Genomic DNA, 17,483 nt, shown 5'->3' on the forward strand with positions numbered 1-17,483 from the left:
AGCGACACCCATCGGCGGAACACGGCATCATGGGGGCAGGACCGCGCCCACCCGACGAACTGGAGAGACCCATGAGCCTGGAATCAGGCCTGCACGCACGTTTCGCGCAAGCCTTCGGCGAGGTGGCGGACCAGGTGACCGACTGGGACGCCCCCACCCCGGTCAAGGAGTGGCGTGCCCGCGACATCGTGGAGCACCTCATCGACTGGTACGAGTCGGTGCTCGAGGGCTGGGTGGACATGGACCTGCCCGACCGCGACCCGCAGGCCGACCCCGCCTCCGCGTGGCACCGCCGCACCGCAGACGTCCAGGAGCTGCTCGACGACAGCGAGCGCGCCACCATCGAGCTGGCCGACGGCCCCTTCGCCGACCAGACCATCGCCGAGATGACCGGTGAGCTGTACGTCTCGGACATCTTCATGCACACCTGGGACCTCGCCCGTTCCGCGGGCGTGGAGGCCGACCTGGACCCTGAGTACGCCGAGCAGATGCTGGAGGGGATGCTCCCCATCGAGACCATGCTGCGGCAGTCCGGCCAGTACGGCCCCGCCGTGGAGACCGACAGCGAGGACCCGGTGAAGCGCCTCATGGCCTTCATCGGCCGCGACGTGCACGCCTGGCAGCCCAGGGCCTGAGCATGGCCCGCCCCATCGAGAGGAACATGGGGGGCGAGGCGCTGCGCGCCGCCACCGGGAGGGACCACGAGGGCTGGCGCGCCCTGCTGCTGGGGGCCGGGGCCCGGGACTGGGACCACGCCCGCATCGCCCGCCACCTGGTGGAGGAGCACGGCGTGGACGGCTGGTGGGCCCAGGGCATCACGGTGGACTTCGAGCAGACCCACCAGGGCCGCCTGCCCGGCCAGCAGAAGGACGGCACCTTCACCGCCGCCACCACCCGTACCGTGCCCGGCGACCGCCTGGACGCCCTGGCCCGCGTGGCCGATGGGGTGAGCTCCCGCCACGGGCAGCCGCACGGGGAGAACCTCACCGCCAGCCACCCCGTGGTGCGCTGGCGGCTGGCGGACGGCACGCGCCTGGCGGCCTCGGCGCTGCCGCTGAACGCCTCGGGCACCCCGGTGAACCTCACCTGGCAGAAGCTCCCCACCGCCGACCGCGTGGACACGGCGCGTGCGGAGCTGCTGGAGATCCTCGCCGAGGCCGCGGGCGGCTAGCCGGTCAGCGCCCCGGCGTCAGCGCGCTCCTGCCGGGCCACCCGTGCAAGCTCCGCGTACGCCCCGCCCCGGGCCAGCAGCTCGTGGTGCGTGCCGCGCTCGGCGACGCGCCCCGCATCGAGCACGACGATCTGGTCGGCGGACTCCACGGTGGACAGGCGGTGGGCGATGGTGAGCGTGGTCCGCCCCTCCTGGAGCCGGTCCAGCGCCACCTGCAGCGCCCGTTCGGTCTCGTTGTCCAGGGCGCTCGTGGCCTCGTCGAGGACGAGCACCGGCGGGTCCCGCAGGATGGTCCGCGCGATGGCGAGCCGCTGCTGCTCCCCGCCGGAGAAGCGGTACCCGCGGGAGCCCACGACGGTGTCCATCCCCTCGGGCAACGAGGCCACGAGGTCGGCCACCTGCGCGGCGCCCAGGGCCTGCCAGAGCTGGGACTCCGTGGCCTGGGGGGCGGCGCGCAGCAGGTTCTCCCGGATGCTGGCGTGCACCAAGTAGGTCTCCTGGCTCACCACCCCGACGATGCGGGCGAGCACCTCCGGGTCCAGGTCGCGCAGGTCCACCCCGTCGATGGTGATGCGGCCGACCGTCGGGTCGTACAGCCGGGCCACGAGGGCCGCCAGCGTGGACTTGCCGGAGCCGGTGTGCCCCACCAGGGCCAGGGAGGAGCCCGCGGGAACCTCCAGCGACACCTCGCTCACCGCGTCCCGATCGGACCCGGCGTAGCGGAAGCCCACCCCATCGATGCGGAGGTCACCGCGCACGGTGGCGGGGTCGAGGTCCACGGGCCGGGCCGGAGCGGTCACGTCGGGCTCCAGGTCGAGGTACTCGAAGACGCGGCTGAACAGCGCCATGGAGCTCACCCACTGGGCCCCCACGTTGAGCAGGCCCATGAGCGGGCGGAAGATGCCCGCCTGCAGGGTGGTGAAGGCGATGAGCGTGCCGATGGTCATGCCCCCGGAGGTCGCGGGCAGGCCGGCCGCCAGGTAGATGGCCGCCGGGATGGCGGCGAAGATGATCTGCATGGTGGCCATGCGCCATCGACCCGCCAGCTGGGCGCGCATCTCGAGGTCGATGAGGCCGTGGCTCACCTCATCGAAGCGCTCGGCATCGCGGCGGGTGGTGCCCAGGGTCTTGGCCAGTCGCACCCCGCTGACACTCAGCCCCTCCTCGATGCGGACGTGCAGGTCCGCCAGCGCCGCCTGCTGCTGGGCGGTGATCTCCCGGCGCAGCAGCGCCACCTTGCGCGTGAGCCACACGGCCGGGGGCACCACCAGCAACGAGATGAGGGACAGCCGCCACGAGAGCGCGAGCATGGCCACCATCGTGGCCACGGCGGTGGTGACGTTGCTGGCCATGGAGGTTGCCGTGGTGGTCACGACGCCCTGCATGCCCCCGACGTCGTTGACCAGGCGCGACTGCACCTCCCCCGCGCGGGCGCGGGTGAAGAACGAGAAGGACTGGCGCTGCAGGTGGGCGAACAGCCGCGAGCGCAGGGTGTGCATGACCTCCTGGCCCACGCGGGCGGCCATCCACGTCTGCACCACCCCCAGCAGTGCGGTCGCGGCGGCGACGGCCACCATGCCGCCGACCAGCCACAGCAGCAGGGGGACGTCCTGCTGCGGGATGGCGCGGTCGACCGCGGCACGGATGAGGAAGGGGGAGGCCATGGAGACCACCGAGGTGAGAACGATGATGGCGGTGACCACCGCCAGGGTGCGCCCGTGGGGCCGGAACAGGGCCACCACGCGGCGGTGGTCCACGGGGCGCTTGGCGAGCTGGGCGCGGTCGGCGCGGCTGATCTTCTGCGGGCCGCGGCGCCCGGGGCCGCCACCACCGGGGCCCGGGCCCATCGCGTGCATGGGGTTGTCCGTCACGGGCATCCCTCCGTTCTGCTCATTGCTGAGGTTGACTCAGTATGAGTGAACATCAGCACCGGCGCTAGCATTCCCCCCATGGCCACGCCCCGCGAGAAGTCCCCCGACCCCGCACCACCGCGGGAGCGGGGCGCCGCGGACCCTGACACGCAGGACGCCCTGGGGGAGCTGTACCTGGGCACCTCGCGGCGGCTGCGCCACCACATCGCCCGCTCCCTGGCCCCCACCGGCATGGTGCCCCACCACGCACGGGCGCTGCGCCTCATCGACCGCGACGGCCCGATGCGGCTGGGCGAGCTGGCAGCGGCACTCCACGTGGTGCCCCGCAGCGTCACCGACGTGGTGGACGCCCTGGCCGATGCGGGATGGGTGAGCCGCTCTGCCGACCCGGCGGACCGGCGGGCCACGGTCATCGCCACCACAGCGGCCGGCCGGGCCCGGGCCCGCGAGGTGGAGCAGGTGCGCAGGGCGGCCGGGGACGCGTTCTTCGCCACCCTGTCGGCGGACGACCGCAGGACGCTCCGGCACCTGCTGGAACGCCTGGGCGAGGGCTCCTGAGGCCCACCGTGCCCCCGGGCGGGGGCTCGGCAGGCATGATGACGACATGTCCCGCGTGAGCCAGGCCCCCGCGCCGGGGACCAGTCCTGCCCACGAGCCGTCGGACGACCGGGAGGACACTGCGCCCACCCCGGCGCCCGTGGTGGGCGGCCGGGTCCCGGCACCCCGCTTCTCCACGCCCAGCGAACAGGTGGTGCGCAACTACTCGCTCTACTCGGTGGTCTCCGTGGTGTTCATCCTGGTCTCGTTCCTGCTGCTGGACGGGGCCATCATGTGGACCGCGCTGCCCGACCTGCGGTGGGTGGGCATTCCTGCGCTGCTGGTGGTCTTCGTGCTGTCCCTGCTGTTGACCCGGGGTGCGCTGCCCCTGGACGGTCGGGCGGTGCCGGCGGATCCCCCATGGGTGCTGGTGCTGGCGACGACGGGCGTCACGGTGGTGCTGTCCGTCGTGCAGGCGTGGGTCGACGACCCCGGACACCGGGCCAGCACCTACACCGTGCTGGTGCTGGGCATGGTGCTGAGCCTCTCGGTGCGCATCCGGGTGGCGACGCTCCTCACGGTGGTGGTGGCGGGAGCGTCACTGGCGACCACCTTCCTGCGCCACCCGGACCAGATCGAGGCGGCGACGGCCGGCATGGTCCTTGCCCTGGTGGGACTGCCCATCGGCTACTTCAGCGCCTGGGCCATGGAGGTGGTGCGGCAGCAGGCCCGCAGCCGCCACCTGCTGGCCGACCTGGCCGTGGCCGAGGAGCGGCTGCGCTTCAGCCGCGACCTGCACGACACCTTCGGACGCACGCTCTCGGTGGTCTCCCTGAAGGCCGAGCTGGGGGCCGAGCTGGCCCGCCGCGGCCGCACGGAGGAGGCCGCGGCGGAGATGGATGCGGTGCGCACCCTCACGCAGGAGGGCGCGACCGACGTGCGGCGCGTGGTGAGCGGGTACCGCAACCTGGACCCGGCGGCCGAGCTGGCGGGCGCCCGATCGGTGCTGCGCTCCGGCGGCATCGAGGTGGAGGTCACCGGGGAGCACCTCCTGACGGGCAGTGGCGCGTGGCCCGATGCCACCCGGGAGGCCGTGGCGTGGACCCTGCGCGAGGCCGTGACCAACATCCTGCGGCACTCCGAGGCCCGCCGCGCCGAGCTCACCGTCCAGCATCGCGCCGACCACCTGCAGGTGCAGGTGGTCAACGACCGCCCCCACGCGGCGGACCCCGGCCACCACGGCACGGGACTCACCGGCCTGCGCGAGCGGCTCTCCCGGGCACGCGGCCACCTGGAGCACGAGGCCACCGACCGCGACTTCACCCTGACCGCCACCGTCCCCCTGGAGGAGTCCGCATGAGCGACCCGATCCGCATCCTCCTGGTCGAGGACGAGACCCTCATCCGCGAGGCCATGGCCTCCCTGCTGGCCCTGGAGGACGACCTGGAGGTGGTGGCCCGCGCTGGCTCCGTGGACGAGGCGAAGGCGGTGCTCCGCTCCACCGAGGTGGACGTGGCGCTGCTGGACCTGCAGCTGCCCGACGGAGACGGCATCGACCTGGCCGTCCACCTGGCCGAGGTGCAGCCACGGGCCGCGAGCCTCATCATCACCAGCCACGGGCGCCCCGGGTACCTCAAGCGGGCCCTGGAGTCCGGGGTGCGGGGCTTCCTGCCCAAGACGGTGGGGCGCCGGGCGCTGGGCGAGGCGGTGCGGACCCTCGCCGAGGGGGGCCGCTACGTGGACCAGGAGCTCGCGGCCGACGCGCTGGCCGCCGGGGCCTCGCCCCTGAGCGCGCGGGAGGCCGACGTGCTGGAGCTCTCCGCGGACGCGGCGCCGGTGGAGGAGATCGCCGAGCGGGCACACCTGTCGGCCGGCACCGTGCGCAACTACCTCTCGGCGGCCGTGGCCAAGACCGGCACCAGCAACCGGCACGAGGCGGCACGCGTCGCACGCTCGAAGGGGTGGATCTGAGGGGTGGACCCGAGGGGTGCGAGCGAGCCCTGCCGGGTGGCATGACATCCGTCACCCCGGCAGCGTGAGGTGAGCACCCACATTCGGTGGGTGCGCGCACCGGGTGAGCGCCCGCATCGGGGAGAGGGTGGAGACATCACCCCGAGACCCAGGAGGTCACGATGTTGGAGAACCTGCAGCAGTTCACCGAAGGCCTGCCCCCCGCCCTGCAGTGGGCCGGCGTGGCGCTGGTCAGCGCCATCCCGTTCGTGGAGAGCTACTTCGGCTCGACCATCGGCATCGTGGCCGGGCTGCACCCCGCCGTCGCCATCCCGGCGGCGATCATCGGCAACGCCATCTCGATGGTGGTCATCGTCTCGCTGGCGGGCAAGGGACGTGACCTGGCCGTCGGCGAGAAGGAGGAGTCGCCGCGGCGGGCCAGGTTCCGTCGCGCCTTCGACCGGTGGGGCGTCCCGGGTGTCTCGCTGTTGGGCCAGACGCTGCTGCCCAGCCAGATCACCTCGGCCATGATGGTTGGCCTCGGCGCCGACCGCCGCGCCGTCATCCTGTGGCAGTGCCTCAGCATCGCCCTGTGGGGAGTGGCGTTCGGGATGCTGGCGATGGCCGGCGTGCAGTTCATCCGCTGAGGAGCCCGCACCACCCCGGTGGAGGGGCCGGGGGCGGTGCGGTTCAGGCGTTGCGCACCTCCAGACCGTCCAGGGTCTGGGGGTGCTCGTCGATGGCCTCGACGGCCTCGGTGAAGGGGCGCTCCACGTCGCGACGGCGGTCCAGGTGGATGCCGGCGATCATGCAGCGCACCGACCCACCGGCCAGCTCGATGGTGGGGATGTCCACCGCCACGATGCGGCAGGACTCCTCGATGGCGGCCACCTGGGCGTCGGTCAGCGAGCGCAGTGCCCGGGCCGACATCGCCATGATGCGCTCCGGGTTCCCCTCGCCGTCCCTGCCCAGGAGCTCGATGGCGTTGCCGGCAAACTCGCGCACCTGCTCCTCGGTGATCTCCACGATCTTGCGACCGTTGACGGTGAGGCGCTCCCCCACCGCCCAGCGGCGCTGCTCGTCCGGGATCATGTCCAGGGCGAACAGCGCCACGTCCGTGCCGATGGTCGCGATGACGTTGGTGTGGTAGACGGGAACGCCGGCGGAGTCCACGGCGTCGAAGGCCATCGGCTCGTAGTTGAAGTCCGCGCAGAAGCGCTCCAGCACCGTGGTGTCCGCCCGGTGGCTGCGGGCCGTGTAGGCCACGCGGGAGACGTGGTCCAGCACCATGGCACCGGTGCCCTCCAGGAACACACCGTCGGGCTCCAGGCCCGAGTAGTCGACGATCGTCTGCACCCGGTAGGTGCTCTTCAGCATCTCGAGCACGTCCCCGCGACGCTCCAGCCGTCGGTTCGAGGCGTACATCGGGTACACCGCGACGTAGCCACCGGCGTGCGTGGACACCCAGTTGTTCGGGAACACGCTGTCGGGACGGGTCTGTTCGTCGTCCTCGAAGACGTGGACGGTCACGCCGGCCTCACGCAGCGCGTCGGCCAGGGCATCCATCTCGGCGATGGCCCGCCGCGACAGCTCGGCAGGCTCGGTTCCCGCCTCTGCCTCGGACTGGAAGGCGTTGTCGGCCGCCGTGGAGGGATTGGGGGTGAAGTTCAGCGCGCGGATGAGGATGACGCTGGAGGGGGCCTGTGCACTCATGGGGCGAAACCTACCGACCGGACGGGCTGCCGCCCAGCCCACCCGACGGTCCGTACCTCAGGCGTTGTCGCCGCCGGTGTCCTGGCGCACGGTGCCCTGCTCCGCATCGGCCTCGTTCTGGGCGTCACCCCACTGCCACTGGGCGACCTCGGGCAGGTCCTCACCGTGCTCGTAGGCGTACGCACGGGCGGCCAGCCGCTTGTCCTCCATCCGCTGGCGCAGCCCGGCGTGGCGGGACCCCAAGGACGGCACGCGGTCGATGACGTCCATCACCAGGTGGTACCGGTCCAGCTCGTTGCGCATCACCATGTCGAAGGGCGTGGTGGTGGTGCCCTCCTCCGTGTACCCGCGCACGTGGAAGGCCGAGGCGGTGTCGTGGCGGTAGACCAGCCGGTGGATCAGCCAGGGGTAGCCGTGGTAGCCGAAGACCACCGGCGTGCCGGAGGGGAACAGGTTCTGGAACTGCGCCTCGGACAGCCCGTGCGGGTGGGCCTTCTCGTCCTGCAGGCGCATCAGGTCCACCACGTTGACCACGCGGAAGGTCAGGCCCGGCACCTCCTGGCGCAGGATCTTGGCGGCCGCCAGCACCTCGATGGTGGGGATGTCACCGGCACATGCCAGCACCACCTCGGGGTCCTCGCCGTCGGGCTCGGTCCCGGCCCAGGGCCAGATCCCGATGCCGCGGACACAGTGCGCCACGGCCTCGTCCATCGTCAGCCACGAGGGGTTCGGCTGCTTGCCCGCCACCACGACGTTGACGTACTGCCGTGAACGCAGGCAGTGGTCCACCGTGGAGAGCAACGTGTTGGTGTCCGGCGGCAGGTAGACCCGTACGATCTCGGCCTTCTTGTTGACCACGTGGTCGATGAAGCCGGGATCCTGGTGCGAGAAGCCGTTGTGGTCCTGCCGCCACACGTGCGAGGACAGCAGGTAGTTCAGGGAGGCCAGCGGACGCCGCCACTCGAGCTGGTTGGTGACCTTGTACCACTTGGCGTGCTGGTTCACCATCGAGTCGACGATGTGGACGAACGCCTCGTAGGAGTTCAGCATCCCGTGGCGCCCGGTGAGCAGGTAGCCCTCGAGCCACCCCTGGCACTGGTGCTCCGAGAGCATCTCCAGCACCCGGCCTGCCCTGGCCAGGGGGTCCTCGGCGTCGCTGGGCTCGTACTCGGCGTTCCACTGCTTGTCGGTGGCCTCGTACACGGCCTGCAGGCGGTTGGATGCCGTCTCGTCCGGGCCGAAGAGCCGGAAGGTCTCCGGGTTGCGGCGCATCACGTCGCGCAGGTAACCACCCAGCACACTGGTGGCCTCGGAGACCGGCTGGCCGGGCGCGGTGACCTCGACGGCGTAGTCGCGGAAGTCGGGCAGCATCAGGTCCCGCAGAACGCTCCCGCCGTTCGTGATCGGGTTGGCCGACATGCGCTTCTCACCCTCGGGCGCCGTGGCGGCGATGTCCGGGCGCAGCGCTCCGGACTCGTCGAACAGCTCCTCGGGCCGGTAGGACCGCAGCCAGTCACCCAGCACCTGCAGGTGCTCGGGGGTGTCCCGGGCGTTCGAGAGCGGCACCTGGTGGGAGCGCCAGTGGCCCTCGGTCTGCTTGCCGTCGACCTCCTGCGGACCGGTCCACCCCTTGGGGGTACGGAAGACGATCATCGGCCACGCCGGGCGGGGGGAGTCGGGCCCCGCATCGGCCTTGATCTCCGCGATGAGGTCGAGCGCCTCGTCGAGCACAGCGGCGAAGCGGCGGTGGACGGAGAGTTCGTCCTCGTCGTCGAAACCGGCAGTGAAGAGCAGGGGAGTGTGCCCGTAGCCCCGCATCAGCTGGACGAGCTCCTCCTCGGGGATGCGAGCCAGCACCGTGGGGTTCGCGATCTTGTACCCGTTGAGGTGCAGCACCGGCAGGACCACCCCGTCGTGCTGCGGGTCGGCGAACTTGTTCGCGTGCCAGGAGGTGGCCAGGGGGCCGGTCTCGGCCTCCCCGTCGCCCACCACGGTGAAGGCGATCTGGTCTGGGTTGTCCAGCATCGCCCCGTAGGCGTGCGACAGGGAGTAGCCGAGCTCGCCGCCCTCGTGGATGGACCCGGGAACCTCCGGCGCCACGTGGGAGGGGATGCCCCCGGGGAACGAGAACTGCTTGCAGAGCCGCTGCAGGCCGTCGAGGTCCTGCCCCACGTCGGGGTAGGTCTCCGTCCACGTGCCCTCGAGGTAGGTGGCCGCCACCAGACCCGGACCACCGTGCCCCGGGCCGGTGATGTAGCTGGCGTTCAGGCCGCGCTGCCGGATGGCCCGGTTGAAGTGGGCGTAGAGGAAGGTGAGCCCCGGGGTGGTGCCCCAGTGGCCCAGGAGGCGGGGCTTCACGTGCTCGGGGGTGAGCTCGTCGCGCAGCAGCGGGTTGTCGAGCAGGTAGATCTGCCCGACCGAGAGGTAGTTCGCCGCGCGCCACCAGGCGTGCAGCAGGCGGGCCTCCTCGTCGTCCAGCGGTGTGGCGGGGTCGTTGGGCCATGTGGGCACGGTGGTCATGACACTCCCTGGTCGGTGGAACCGGTGGGTGGGGCCGGTCGGTGCGGGTCAGCCCTTCTCGGCCAACAGCTCCTGGTACTCGGGGTGCTCGGCGATCCAGTTCTCCACGTAGGGGCACGTGGGGATGACCTTCAGCCCGGCCTCGCGGGCGGCGTCCAGGGCGGTGCGCACCACCTCGCCGGCGATGCCCTGGCCCTGGTGTCCCGCATCGGTCTCGGTGTGGGTGATCTCCATGGTCGTGCCGTCGAGCCGGTAGTCGGCGAGCCCCACCACCTCACCGTCCAGGACGGCCTCGTAGCGGCTGGCCTCGGAGTTGTCACGCACGGTCACGTCGCTCATGGATCCTCCTCGATGGGGTGGCGCCGGGGCGTCTCCCGGCCCCTCCACCGTAGGCCGGATCAGGGCTTTCCGCGCACCATCCAGGTGTCGCTGCCGGGGAGCTGCTCGAACCCGTACCGCTCGTAGAGCCCGTGGGCATCGCCGGTGGCCAGCACGATGCGGGAGAGCCCCATCGGCTCGGTCTGCGCCAGGACGGCCTCCACCAGCTGGTGGGAGATCCCCTGTCCGCGGTGGTCGGGGTCCACGTAGACGTCGCACAGCCAGGCGAAGGTGGCGCGGTCGGTGACGATGCGGGCGACGCCCACCTGGGTGCCGTCCGCGGCGTACGCGCCCACCACCATCGAGCCGGCGAACGCGGCCTCCACCTTCTCCCGCGAGCGTCCCCGCGCCCAGTAGGTGTCGGTGGACAGCCAGTGGTGGACGCGGTCGAGGTCGATCCGCGCCGGGTCCGTCGAGAGGGTCACCTCGGTCATGCGCGCACCCCCGTGGCCAGGAAGCTGGTGAAGGTCGTCCCGTGCTTCTCGATGGGGACGGCGTCGCCCACCGCGACCGCGGTGAACCCCGCGTCACCGAGCCACCCGCTGAGTCGTTCGCGATCGAACCCGTCGTGACCGTCGAAGTCGTGGACCTGGGCGTGGAACTCCCCGTCGTCGCTGTCGAGGTCCACGATGGCGACGTGCCCCCCGGGGGTCAGCAGCTCCCGGAAGCCGGTGAGCACCCGGGGCACGTCGGGCACGTGGTGGAGCACCAGGCTGCAGACCACCAGATCGATGGTGCCGGCGAGCTCCGGGGGAACCGTCGCATCACCCAGGTCCAGGTCCAGCACCCGGGTGTCAGGGGGGAACACGCCCGCACCCACCTTGCGCTCGGCGACCTCCCGCATGCCGGCGGACCGGTCCACCAGTGTCACCCGGCCCACGTGGTCGAGCAGGGCTGCGGACACCAGCCCGGTGCCGGCGCCGTACTCCAGCAGGTGCTCGGTGCCCGTGAGCGGCACGGCGGAGCGCACCGCATCGGCCACGGCCCGGGAACGACGCACGGTGCCGGCGTCGTCGTCCCAGGTGGCGGCCCTCTCCGTGAAGTGGTCGTGTGGCATGCGGCCAGCATTCCACGGGACACTGGAGGAGATGACCTCCCTGACGGACTTCACCGCCACCGCCCTCGACGGCACCGACCACCCGCTGGACCAGTACGCCGGCCAGGTGGTGCTGGTGGTGAACACGGCCAGCAGGTGCGGGTTCACGCCGCAGTACGAGGGGCTGGAGGAGCTCTACCAACGGCATCGCGAGGAGGGTTTCGTGGTGCTCGGCTTCCCGTGCAACCAGTTCGCTCGCCAGGAGCCGGGGAGCGCGGAGGAGATCCAGGAGTTCTGCTCGGTGAACTACGGCGTGAGCTTCCCGGTGTTCGCGCGTGTGGACGTCAACGGCGCCGGGGCGCACCCCCTGTGGCAGTGGCTCAAGCAGCAGCGTCGCGGCGTGCTGGGGGGTGCCATCCCGTGGAACTTCACCAAGTTCCTGGTGGGGCGAGACGGGCAGGTCATCGACCGGTTCGCCCCCACCACGACGCCCGCCCGGATCGAGGGCGCCGTGGAACGGGCCCTGACCCGGGCGGGATGAGCTGGGCGTGAGGGCTCAGCAGGCGACGGACTTGATGTTGTCCTTGGTGCTCTTGTCCCTGTAGGTGCAGCTGTCCATGCTCTTGCCCGCCTTGTTGCGGAGCGTGGCGGTGTCGCCGGTGTTGTTCCAGACGTAGCTGGTCTTGCCCCAGTAGCGCTTGCCGGGGGTGGTGCTGCCCTTGGCGTTGGTGTTCGTGCCCTTGCCGGTGAAGATGCGGATCGAGCCCTTGGCGGGGATCGTCGTGGCAGGGAGCCTGTACGTGAAGCCGGTCTTGTCGCGCAGTGTCCACCCGGTGACGGTCTGGGTGCGCGAGGTGGTGTTCTTGAGCACCACGTACTCCGCGTTGAGGCTGCGGTTGGAGTAGTCGTCCTTGGTGGCCCCGAAGGAGTCGTAGACGATCTGACTGATCATGACGGGAGGGAGGGCCTCGGCGGCCGGGGCGATGAGCATGGCGGGGGCCAGCAGAGCGGCCGAGGTCAGGCCCCCCAACATGCGAACCTGATTCTTCACATACCCATTCTGCCCCACCCTGCCGCGCCTCGCGACCACTCCGGCCAGGCCGCGAGGGGACACCCGCGCTCCTGCTCGCCGGGGACTGGCAGAGTGACCTCACACTTCCCGGAGGACGAGGAGAGGCACGATGGGGCGACTGGGCTCGGTGAAGCCGGGGGACGGCTCGGAGCTCGCACCGGTGACCGGGCTGCAGTCGCTGTGGCGCGGCCAGTACCTCACCACGGTGCAGGGCCACGAGTACGCGCTCGACGTGGACTTCTTCGACGCCGGCGAGAAGCTGCACCTCTACCGCGACGGTCGCCAGGTGGCCATGGGGCGCACCAAGGTGGCGTTCGTGCTGGACGACCTGCCCGGCGACGAGGCGGCCGGTGGCGTCACGCCGGCCGTCATCGACGACCGTCCCGCCCGGGAGCGGACGCCCCGCATCGAGGCGGCCATGAGCCTGTACGGCATGAAGCGCGCCCACCTGGTGACCGATGCGGGGGAGCAGCTGATGACGCCGGCGCCGGGCACCGGTGAGGCGTGGCGCAGCCAGTTCGCAGAGCGGCACCCGACTGCGAGCCGGGTGGTCGGGGCACTGTCGCTGGCGGTGCTGCTGGTGGCGCTGGGGTTGGAGCTGCCGCAGCTGCTGCAGGCCTTCACCCGGGCGGACTGGTGGCAGAGCCTCACGGGCTGGACCTTCCGCTCCCCCATCGAGCTGCCCACGCAGGTGAACATCGGGCTCACCGTGGCCGGCGTGCTGGCGGGCCTGGAGCGGGCGCTGCGCATGCAGCACAACGCGCTGCTGGACGAGTAGGAGAGGGGTCGCCCGCCCTGCCGGGGGGTCGACAGCATCCGCGCTGAGCCCTAATGTGAACGGTGCCCACATTCCCCATCGGGTCGTGGCGCACGACCCACCGGAGGCGCGCATGCGCATCGTCGTGACGCAGAACATCACGCTGGATGGCCGCATCGAGATGCTCGACGACTGGTTCGACCCGGCCGACCAGGACGAGGAGATGCTCGCCCTCAACCGCCAGCACAGCGAGGCCCAGGACGTGCTGCTGCTGGGACGCCGGACGTTCGAGGACTTCCGCGGCTTCTGGCCCGAGCAGACCGACGACACCACCGGCGTCAGCGAGCAGCTGGACCGCTGCGACAAGCGGGTGATCACCTCCACGCTCACCGAGCCCGGCTGGCGGAACACCACGCTGCTGGACCGCGACCCGCTCGAGGTGGCCCGCGAGCTGCGTGCCGGGCCGGACGGTGAGGTGTGCGTGACCGGCAGCATCCAGCTCACCCACGCGTTGCTGGCCGCAGGGCTGGTGGACGAGGTCCGCCTGTTCACCTACCCCGTGTGGCAGGGGCGCGGACGGGGCCTGTTCCCCGAGGGGGCGGCCATCCCCCGGATGCGGGTGCGCGAGGCCCGCGCGTTCCGCTGCGGCGTGGGCTACACGGCCCTGGAGCCCGCGACCGCCGGCCCTGCCGACCGCACGCGAGGCACCGCATGAGCGCGCTCACCGACCGTGTGCAGCGGGCCATCGACGAGGGCAGCATCCCCGGCGCGGTGACCCTCGTGGCTCGCGGCGGCGACGTGCACGCCGAGGCGCAGGGCACCGTGTCCTTCGGTGGGCCACCGATGCCGCAGGACGCCATCTTCCGCATCATGTCCATGACCAAGCCCGTCCTCACGGTGGCGACGCTGCGCCTGGTGCAGGACGGCCGGCTCGACCTGGACGACCCGGTGGAGCGCTGGCTGCCCGAGCTCGCCGAGCGCACCGTGCTCCGCACGCCCACCGCAGGCCTCGATGAGGTGGAGCCCGCCCGCCACCCGATCACCGTGCGGCACCTGCTGACCAACGGCTCCGGGTACGGCATGGAGCTGGGCGACACGCCCATCGCCCGAGGCTACGAGGAGATCGGCATGGCCCCCGGCCCCGAGCCCATCTCCCCCGGTGCCGACGCATGGCTGTCGCGGCTGGCGACCCTGCCGCTGACCCACCAGCCGGGCGAGGGATTCCGCTACCACCACTCCTTCTCGCTGCTGGGTGTCCTGCTGCAGCACGTGGCCGGGGTGCCCCGGCAGGAGCTCCTCGAGCGCGAGGTGCTCGGGCCGCTCGGCATGGTGGACACCGGGGAGCGGGTTCCTCCGGAGCACACCCATCGCCTGCCGGCCGCGTACACCTGGCGGGGTGAGGAGCTGGTGGAGCTGGAGCCGGCCGGCGGTGGCTTCCACGTGGGGCCGGCGCCCTACGACACGGCCCACGGCGAGCTGGTCTCCACTGCGGCGGACTACCTGCACTTCGCTCGGATGCTGGCGAACGGGGGCCGGGTGGACGGCGAGATCTTCGTGGACCCCGCCCTCGTCGAGCAGATGGTGTCCGACCAGACCCCTGCGGTCGCCAAGACCCCCGAGAGTTTCTTCCCGGGGTTCTGGGACGCCACCGGGTGGGGGTGGGGCGGCGCCGTGGAGCTCTCCGGTGACCACGCCGGGCGGTACGGCTGGTCCGGCGGCCTGGGCACGGACTTCTTCGTGGACCCCGACGGCACCCTCGGGATCCTGCTCACCCAGGTGGAGATGGGCGAGCGCACCATGCCTCTGGTCGGGGACTTCCAGCGACTCGCCGGGCGCTGAGGGTCCGCCACCTGAGGCGCACCGATGGGGCGCCGCGCACCCGCGGGCGTCACCCCATCGGTCCGCTCAGCCGAGCTGGAACTCCCGGGCGTACTCCGGGGCGAGGTCCATGTACCCCTCCCACTCGATGGTGGACGCCTCCCCCGTCTCCAGCGACTGCTGCAGCCGGTCCAGGTAGTACTCCCAGCCCGGGCCCACCTCGCGCACCATCTCGCGGCTGTTCAACGGCTGACTGAAGGTCAGCGCGGTGCCCGGCTCGGCCTCGGTGAGCTCCACGTCGATGGTCCACACCTGGGCCGGGTCGTCGTGCACGTTCCGCACCCGCAGGTGCCGGGGCGGCTCGCAGGCCTCGATGACGTAGGGCTCGGTGGGCATGGCCTCCTCGTACGACCAGCGCACGTCCACCTGGCCCGATGCGGGGTCCCCCGACCAGGTGGCGAACCACCGTCCCAGCCGGTCGGACTCGGTGAACGCCGCCCACACCTCCTCCAGGGGCGCCTCGATGCCGCGTCGCAGCACCAGGTGGTCCGTCCCCTCTACCTGCTCGTACCGTCCGGTGATCATGCGTCCTCCTGGTGGGCCGCGCCCGGGGTGCTCCCGGTGAGGCACACCCAGCCAAGCGTGGAACGCCAGCGGTGTCCACAGGGGCCGTGCGCCGGTCCCCGGACCGCGGCGCCCACCCCCGCTCCGCGACCACCGCGGCCGCCCTGCATACGGTGACGCCCATGGCCACTGCACAGGGAACGCTCGACTGGACGCCGCTGACCGAGCGGCTCGACCTCGTGGCGCCGCCGGTGGCGGAGGCCGCCCGGGCCGGTGCCCTCCCCACGGCGCAGGTGTCCGAGATCGACCCCGAGCTCGCCGACACCGCGGCCTTCTGCGAGACCTACGACGTGCTGCCGGAGGCCTCGGCCAACTGCGTGGTGGTGGAGGGTCGCCGCGGCGAGCAGACCACCCGCGCCGCAGTGCTGGTGCTGGCCACCGACCGCGCGGACGTGAACAAGACCGTCCGCAAGCACCTGGGCGTGCGCAAGATCTCCTTCGCCGACCAGCCCGCCACCGAGGAGGCCACCGGCATGACCTCCGGTGGGATCACCCCCATCGGCCTGCCGGCGGACTGGCCGGTGCTCGTGGACCGCGCCGTGGCCGAGGCGGAGCTCGTGGTGATCGGCGGTGGGGTGCGCGGCGCCAAACTGCTCGTGCCCGGGGCTGAACTGGCGGCGCTGCCCGGCGCCGAGGTGCTCGACCTCACGATGCCGCAGGCCTGAGGCGCAGCGCGGGCGCGGGCCACCCGGCCAGCGCGGCCGCGCCCCTCAGTCGCCGGGCGCGTCCCCGAACGCCGGCTGGATGCTCTCGTCCATCGCGAAGGGACCGCCCACGTGGCTCCCCTCCGCCTCGTCCTGTGGCCGTGACTCGATGCGGTCGGCGTACGCCTCCGCATCGTCCTGCGGGTGGTAGCCCAGCGCCCGCCCGGGCTCCAGGTCCCACCAGCCGCGCGTGTTGTTGCTGGCGCCGTAGAGCACCGCGAAGCCCGGCGAGGGGGTGGTGAGCGCAGCGTGCACCATGCGCACCGCATCGGCCGGGGAGAGCCAGGTGGACAGGGCACGGACGCTGGTGGGCTCGGGGAGCATGCTGCCGATGCGGCAGGCCACCGCATCGATGCCGAAACGGTCGACGTACAGCTGCAGCAGTGCCTCGACCGCCACCTTGCCGACGCCGTAGAAGGTGTCCGGGCGCGGTGGGGTGTCGGTGGGCAGCAGGTCCACCCGGGGCGTGCGGCCCACGGCGTGGTTGGAGGAGGCGAACACGACGCGCCGCACGTCGTGCGCCACCATCGCCTCCAGCACGGCCGCCGCGGTGTGCAGGTGCGAGGTGAGGATGGTGGGCAGGTCGGCCTCCACCGGGTGGGCTGCCAGGTGCACCACCGCATCGAGGCGCTCGGCGGCGAACACGGCGTCCACGGCCCGAGGGTCGGCACAGTCGATGGCGTGCCAGGGCACCCCGGAGAGGTCGTCCGGTGCCGCCGAGCGGTCCACCCCGACCACCTCGTGGCCCAGGTCCAGCAGCCCGCGGACCACCACGCGCCCGACGTTCCCGGCGGCGCCGGTGACGAGCACCCGCATCAGGCGCCCTGCCCCGCATCGGCCTGCTCGGAGGCCTCGACCTCCTCGGGCGAGCGGAGGATGCAGAACTCGTTGCCCTCCGGGTCGGCCAGCACGACCCACCCGGTGCCCGTGCCGTGGATGCCGCGGCAGTCGTCCACCTGGGTGGCGCCCAGGGACAGGACCCGCTCGACCTCGGCGTCTCGGGTGACCCCGTCACGCGGGCGCAGGTCGAAGTGGATGCGGTTCTTCACCGACTTGGCCTCGGGGACCTCCAGGAAGAGCACCACGTGGCCGGTGGCCGGGTCGTGGATGGCGCACTCCTCGTGGCCGGGCTCGTTCGGGTCGTCGGGGTCCATCTCGTAGCCGAGGAGCTCACGCCAGAACTCCGAGAGCTCGTAGGCGTTGCGGCAGTCGATGGAGGTGTGGGAGACGAAGCAGGTCATGACCCCAGCATGACGGGGATCCCCGCTGTGAACCAGTGGGAATCCCCGTCAGGGACCGCGTACCGACCGGCTGGGGCCAGCTGCGGATCAG

The 17,483-nt window shown here is 72.0% G+C and carries 21 protein-coding genes; 11 read left to right on the forward strand and 10 right to left on the reverse strand.

Features of this window, described 5'->3' with window-relative positions:
- Positions 1 to 71 precede the first annotated feature (71 nt).
- On the forward strand, positions 72 to 635 hold the full coding sequence (locus ACEY2A_RS08200; protein WP_374928114.1) for a maleylpyruvate isomerase family mycothiol-dependent enzyme: 564 nt from the start codon (positions 72 to 74) through the stop codon (positions 633 to 635).
- 2 nt (positions 636 to 637) lie between these two features.
- Entirely contained in the window at positions 638 to 1,171 is a 534-nt protein-coding gene (locus ACEY2A_RS08205; protein ID WP_374928115.1) for a hypothetical protein, read from the forward strand.
- Here the strand turns inward: ACEY2A_RS08205 and ACEY2A_RS08210 are convergent.
- On the reverse strand, positions 1,168 to 3,048 hold the full coding sequence (locus ACEY2A_RS08210; RefSeq protein WP_374928116.1) for an ABC transporter ATP-binding protein: 1,881 nt from the start codon (positions 3,046 to 3,048) through the stop codon (positions 1,168 to 1,170). The two genes, ACEY2A_RS08205 and ACEY2A_RS08210, sit on opposite strands and share 4 nt — an antisense overlap.
- 72 nt (positions 3,049 to 3,120) lie before the next feature.
- Between ACEY2A_RS08210 and ACEY2A_RS08215 the strand changes: the two genes are divergently transcribed.
- From ACEY2A_RS08215 to ACEY2A_RS08230, 4 genes are all read left to right on the forward strand, one after another.
- Positions 3,121 to 3,600 (forward strand): MarR family winged helix-turn-helix transcriptional regulator, encoded by a 480-nt coding sequence (locus ACEY2A_RS08215; RefSeq protein WP_374928117.1) that lies wholly within the window; start codon positions 3,121 to 3,123, stop codon positions 3,598 to 3,600.
- A 46-nt stretch (positions 3,601 to 3,646) separates the two neighbouring features.
- On the forward strand, positions 3,647 to 4,939 hold the full coding sequence (locus ACEY2A_RS08220) for a sensor histidine kinase (protein WP_374928118.1): 1,293 nt from the start codon (positions 3,647 to 3,649) through the stop codon (positions 4,937 to 4,939).
- Positions 4,936 to 5,550: a response regulator gene (locus ACEY2A_RS08225; RefSeq protein ID WP_374928119.1), complete on the forward strand. Its 615-nt coding sequence runs from the start codon at positions 4,936 to 4,938 to the stop codon at positions 5,548 to 5,550. Before ACEY2A_RS08220 ends, ACEY2A_RS08225 begins: the two co-directional genes overlap by 4 nt.
- A 161-nt stretch (positions 5,551 to 5,711) precedes the next feature.
- Complete coding sequence (locus ACEY2A_RS08230; RefSeq protein WP_374928120.1) at positions 5,712 to 6,176, forward strand: hypothetical protein; 465 nt, start codon at positions 5,712 to 5,714, stop codon at positions 6,174 to 6,176.
- Between the two features lie 43 nt (positions 6,177 to 6,219).
- Here ACEY2A_RS08230 and ctlX read toward each other — a convergent pair whose 3' ends face one another.
- Genes ctlX through ACEY2A_RS08255 form a run of 5 tightly spaced genes read right to left on the reverse strand, consistent with a single transcriptional unit; the run spans position 6,220 to position 11,197 of the window.
- Positions 6,220 to 7,242: a citrulline utilization hydrolase CtlX gene (ctlX, locus tag ACEY2A_RS08235; RefSeq protein ID WP_374928121.1), complete on the reverse strand. Its 1,023-nt coding sequence runs from the start codon at positions 7,240 to 7,242 to the stop codon at positions 6,220 to 6,222.
- Between the two features lie 57 nt (positions 7,243 to 7,299).
- Positions 7,300 to 9,762 (reverse strand): phosphoketolase, encoded by a 2,463-nt coding sequence (locus ACEY2A_RS08240; RefSeq protein ID WP_374928122.1) that lies wholly within the window; start codon positions 9,760 to 9,762, stop codon positions 7,300 to 7,302.
- 48 nt (positions 9,763 to 9,810) lie between these two features.
- Positions 9,811 to 10,101: a GNAT family N-acetyltransferase gene (locus tag ACEY2A_RS08245; protein WP_374928123.1), complete on the reverse strand. Its 291-nt coding sequence runs from the start codon at positions 10,099 to 10,101 to the stop codon at positions 9,811 to 9,813.
- A gap of 59 nt (positions 10,102 to 10,160) precedes the next feature.
- A complete protein-coding gene (locus ACEY2A_RS08250; protein ID WP_374928124.1) occupies positions 10,161 to 10,574 on the reverse strand; it encodes a GNAT family N-acetyltransferase in 414 nt (137 codons plus the stop codon).
- On the reverse strand, positions 10,571 to 11,197 hold the full coding sequence (locus tag ACEY2A_RS08255) for a class I SAM-dependent methyltransferase (RefSeq protein WP_374928125.1): 627 nt from the start codon (positions 11,195 to 11,197) through the stop codon (positions 10,571 to 10,573). The genes ACEY2A_RS08250 and ACEY2A_RS08255 overlap by 4 nt, the downstream gene beginning before the upstream one ends.
- 31 nt (positions 11,198 to 11,228) lie before the next feature.
- On the opposite strand from ACEY2A_RS08255, the gene ACEY2A_RS08260 reads away from it, so the two are divergent.
- Positions 11,229 to 11,717 (forward strand): glutathione peroxidase, encoded by a 489-nt coding sequence (locus tag ACEY2A_RS08260; RefSeq protein WP_374928126.1) that lies wholly within the window; start codon positions 11,229 to 11,231, stop codon positions 11,715 to 11,717.
- A gap of 15 nt (positions 11,718 to 11,732) precedes the next feature.
- Here ACEY2A_RS08260 and ACEY2A_RS08265 read toward each other — a convergent pair whose 3' ends face one another.
- The gene (locus tag ACEY2A_RS08265) at positions 11,733 to 12,227 is read right to left on the reverse strand and encodes a lamin tail domain-containing protein (RefSeq protein ID WP_374928127.1); all 495 of its coding nucleotides are present in this window, start codon (positions 12,225 to 12,227) and stop codon (positions 11,733 to 11,735) included.
- Positions 12,228 to 12,357: 130 nt separating this feature from the next.
- Between ACEY2A_RS08265 and ACEY2A_RS08270 the strand changes: the two genes are divergently transcribed.
- The 3 genes from ACEY2A_RS08270 (at position 12,358) to ACEY2A_RS08280 (ending at position 14,844) form a co-directional block, all read left to right on the forward strand.
- Positions 12,358 to 13,026 carry a hypothetical protein gene (locus ACEY2A_RS08270; RefSeq protein ID WP_374928128.1) on the forward strand — a complete coding sequence of 223 codons (669 nt, stop codon included), beginning with the start codon at positions 12,358 to 12,360 and terminating at the stop codon, positions 13,024 to 13,026.
- A gap of 112 nt (positions 13,027 to 13,138) precedes the next feature.
- Entirely contained in the window at positions 13,139 to 13,720 is a 582-nt protein-coding gene (locus tag ACEY2A_RS08275) for a dihydrofolate reductase family protein (RefSeq protein ID WP_374928129.1), read from the forward strand.
- Positions 13,717 to 14,844: a serine hydrolase domain-containing protein gene (locus tag ACEY2A_RS08280; RefSeq protein ID WP_374928130.1), complete on the forward strand. Its 1,128-nt coding sequence runs from the start codon at positions 13,717 to 13,719 to the stop codon at positions 14,842 to 14,844. Before ACEY2A_RS08275 ends, ACEY2A_RS08280 begins: the two co-directional genes overlap by 4 nt.
- Positions 14,845 to 14,910: 66 nt before the next feature.
- Here ACEY2A_RS08280 and ACEY2A_RS08285 read toward each other — a convergent pair whose 3' ends face one another.
- A complete protein-coding gene (locus tag ACEY2A_RS08285; RefSeq protein ID WP_374928131.1) occupies positions 14,911 to 15,408 on the reverse strand; it encodes an SRPBCC domain-containing protein in 498 nt (165 codons plus the stop codon).
- 161 nt (positions 15,409 to 15,569) lie between these two features.
- Here ACEY2A_RS08285 and ACEY2A_RS08290 point away from each other — a divergent pair, with 161 nt between their 5' ends.
- Positions 15,570 to 16,112, forward strand: a complete 543-nt coding sequence (locus tag ACEY2A_RS08290; RefSeq protein WP_374928132.1) for a YbaK/EbsC family protein — start codon at positions 15,570 to 15,572, stop codon at positions 16,110 to 16,112.
- Positions 16,113 to 16,157: 45 nt separating this feature from the next.
- Here ACEY2A_RS08290 and ACEY2A_RS08295 read toward each other — a convergent pair whose 3' ends face one another.
- Positions 16,158 to 16,967 (reverse strand): NAD-dependent epimerase/dehydratase family protein, encoded by an 810-nt coding sequence (locus ACEY2A_RS08295; protein WP_374928133.1) that lies wholly within the window; start codon positions 16,965 to 16,967, stop codon positions 16,158 to 16,160.
- Positions 16,967 to 17,392 carry a VOC family protein gene (locus ACEY2A_RS08300; RefSeq protein WP_374928134.1) on the reverse strand — a complete coding sequence of 142 codons (426 nt, stop codon included), beginning with the start codon at positions 17,390 to 17,392 and terminating at the stop codon, positions 16,967 to 16,969. The genes ACEY2A_RS08295 and ACEY2A_RS08300 overlap by 1 nt, the downstream gene beginning before the upstream one ends.
- Positions 17,393 to 17,483: the final 91 nt, after the last annotated feature.

Origin of the sequence: Kytococcus sedentarius, from assembly GCF_041937525.1 — a bacterium.
Classification (GTDB): Bacteria; Actinomycetota; Actinomycetes; order Actinomycetales; family Dermatophilaceae; genus Kytococcus; species Kytococcus sedentarius_A.

Coding starts and splice junctions, on each gene's coding strand:
- ACEY2A_RS08225 (WP_374928119.1), top strand. CDS start 4,936: ATGAGCGACCCGATCCGCATCCTCCTGGTCGAGGACGAGACCCTCATC.
- ACEY2A_RS08280 (WP_374928130.1), top strand. CDS start 13,717: ATGAGCGCGCTCACCGACCGTGTGCAGCGGGCCATCGACGAGGGCAGC.
- ACEY2A_RS08210 (WP_374928116.1), bottom strand. CDS start 3,048: ATGCCCGTGACGGACAACCCCATGCACGCGATGGGCCCGGGCCCCGGT.
- ACEY2A_RS08240 (WP_374928122.1), bottom strand. CDS start 9,762: ATGACCACCGTGCCCACATGGCCCAACGACCCCGCCACACCGCTGGAC.
- ACEY2A_RS08200 (WP_374928114.1), top strand. CDS start 72: ATGAGCCTGGAATCAGGCCTGCACGCACGTTTCGCGCAAGCCTTCGGC.
- ACEY2A_RS08285 (WP_374928131.1), bottom strand. CDS start 15,408: ATGATCACCGGACGGTACGAGCAGGTAGAGGGGACGGACCACCTGGTG.
- ACEY2A_RS08300 (WP_374928134.1), bottom strand. CDS start 17,392: ATGACCTGCTTCGTCTCCCACACCTCCATCGACTGCCGCAACGCCTAC.
- ACEY2A_RS08260 (WP_374928126.1), top strand. CDS start 11,229: ATGACCTCCCTGACGGACTTCACCGCCACCGCCCTCGACGGCACCGAC.
- ctlX (WP_374928121.1), bottom strand. CDS start 7,242: ATGAGTGCACAGGCCCCCTCCAGCGTCATCCTCATCCGCGCGCTGAAC.
- ACEY2A_RS08215 (WP_374928117.1), top strand. CDS start 3,121: ATGGCCACGCCCCGCGAGAAGTCCCCCGACCCCGCACCACCGCGGGAG.
- ACEY2A_RS08255 (WP_374928125.1), bottom strand. CDS start 11,197: ATGCCACACGACCACTTCACGGAGAGGGCCGCCACCTGGGACGACGAC.
- ACEY2A_RS08295 (WP_374928133.1), bottom strand. CDS start 16,967: ATGCGGGTGCTCGTCACCGGCGCCGCCGGGAACGTCGGGCGCGTGGTG.
- ACEY2A_RS08220 (WP_374928118.1), top strand. CDS start 3,647: ATGTCCCGCGTGAGCCAGGCCCCCGCGCCGGGGACCAGTCCTGCCCAC.
- ACEY2A_RS08245 (WP_374928123.1), bottom strand. CDS start 10,101: ATGAGCGACGTGACCGTGCGTGACAACTCCGAGGCCAGCCGCTACGAG.
- ACEY2A_RS08270 (WP_374928128.1), top strand. CDS start 12,358: ATGGGGCGACTGGGCTCGGTGAAGCCGGGGGACGGCTCGGAGCTCGCA.
- ACEY2A_RS08230 (WP_374928120.1), top strand. CDS start 5,712: ATGTTGGAGAACCTGCAGCAGTTCACCGAAGGCCTGCCCCCCGCCCTG.
- ACEY2A_RS08290 (WP_374928132.1), top strand. CDS start 15,570: ATGGCCACTGCACAGGGAACGCTCGACTGGACGCCGCTGACCGAGCGG.
- ACEY2A_RS08250 (WP_374928124.1), bottom strand. CDS start 10,574: ATGACCGAGGTGACCCTCTCGACGGACCCGGCGCGGATCGACCTCGAC.
- ACEY2A_RS08205 (WP_374928115.1), top strand. CDS start 638: ATGGCCCGCCCCATCGAGAGGAACATGGGGGGCGAGGCGCTGCGCGCC.
- ACEY2A_RS08275 (WP_374928129.1), top strand. CDS start 13,139: ATGCGCATCGTCGTGACGCAGAACATCACGCTGGATGGCCGCATCGAG.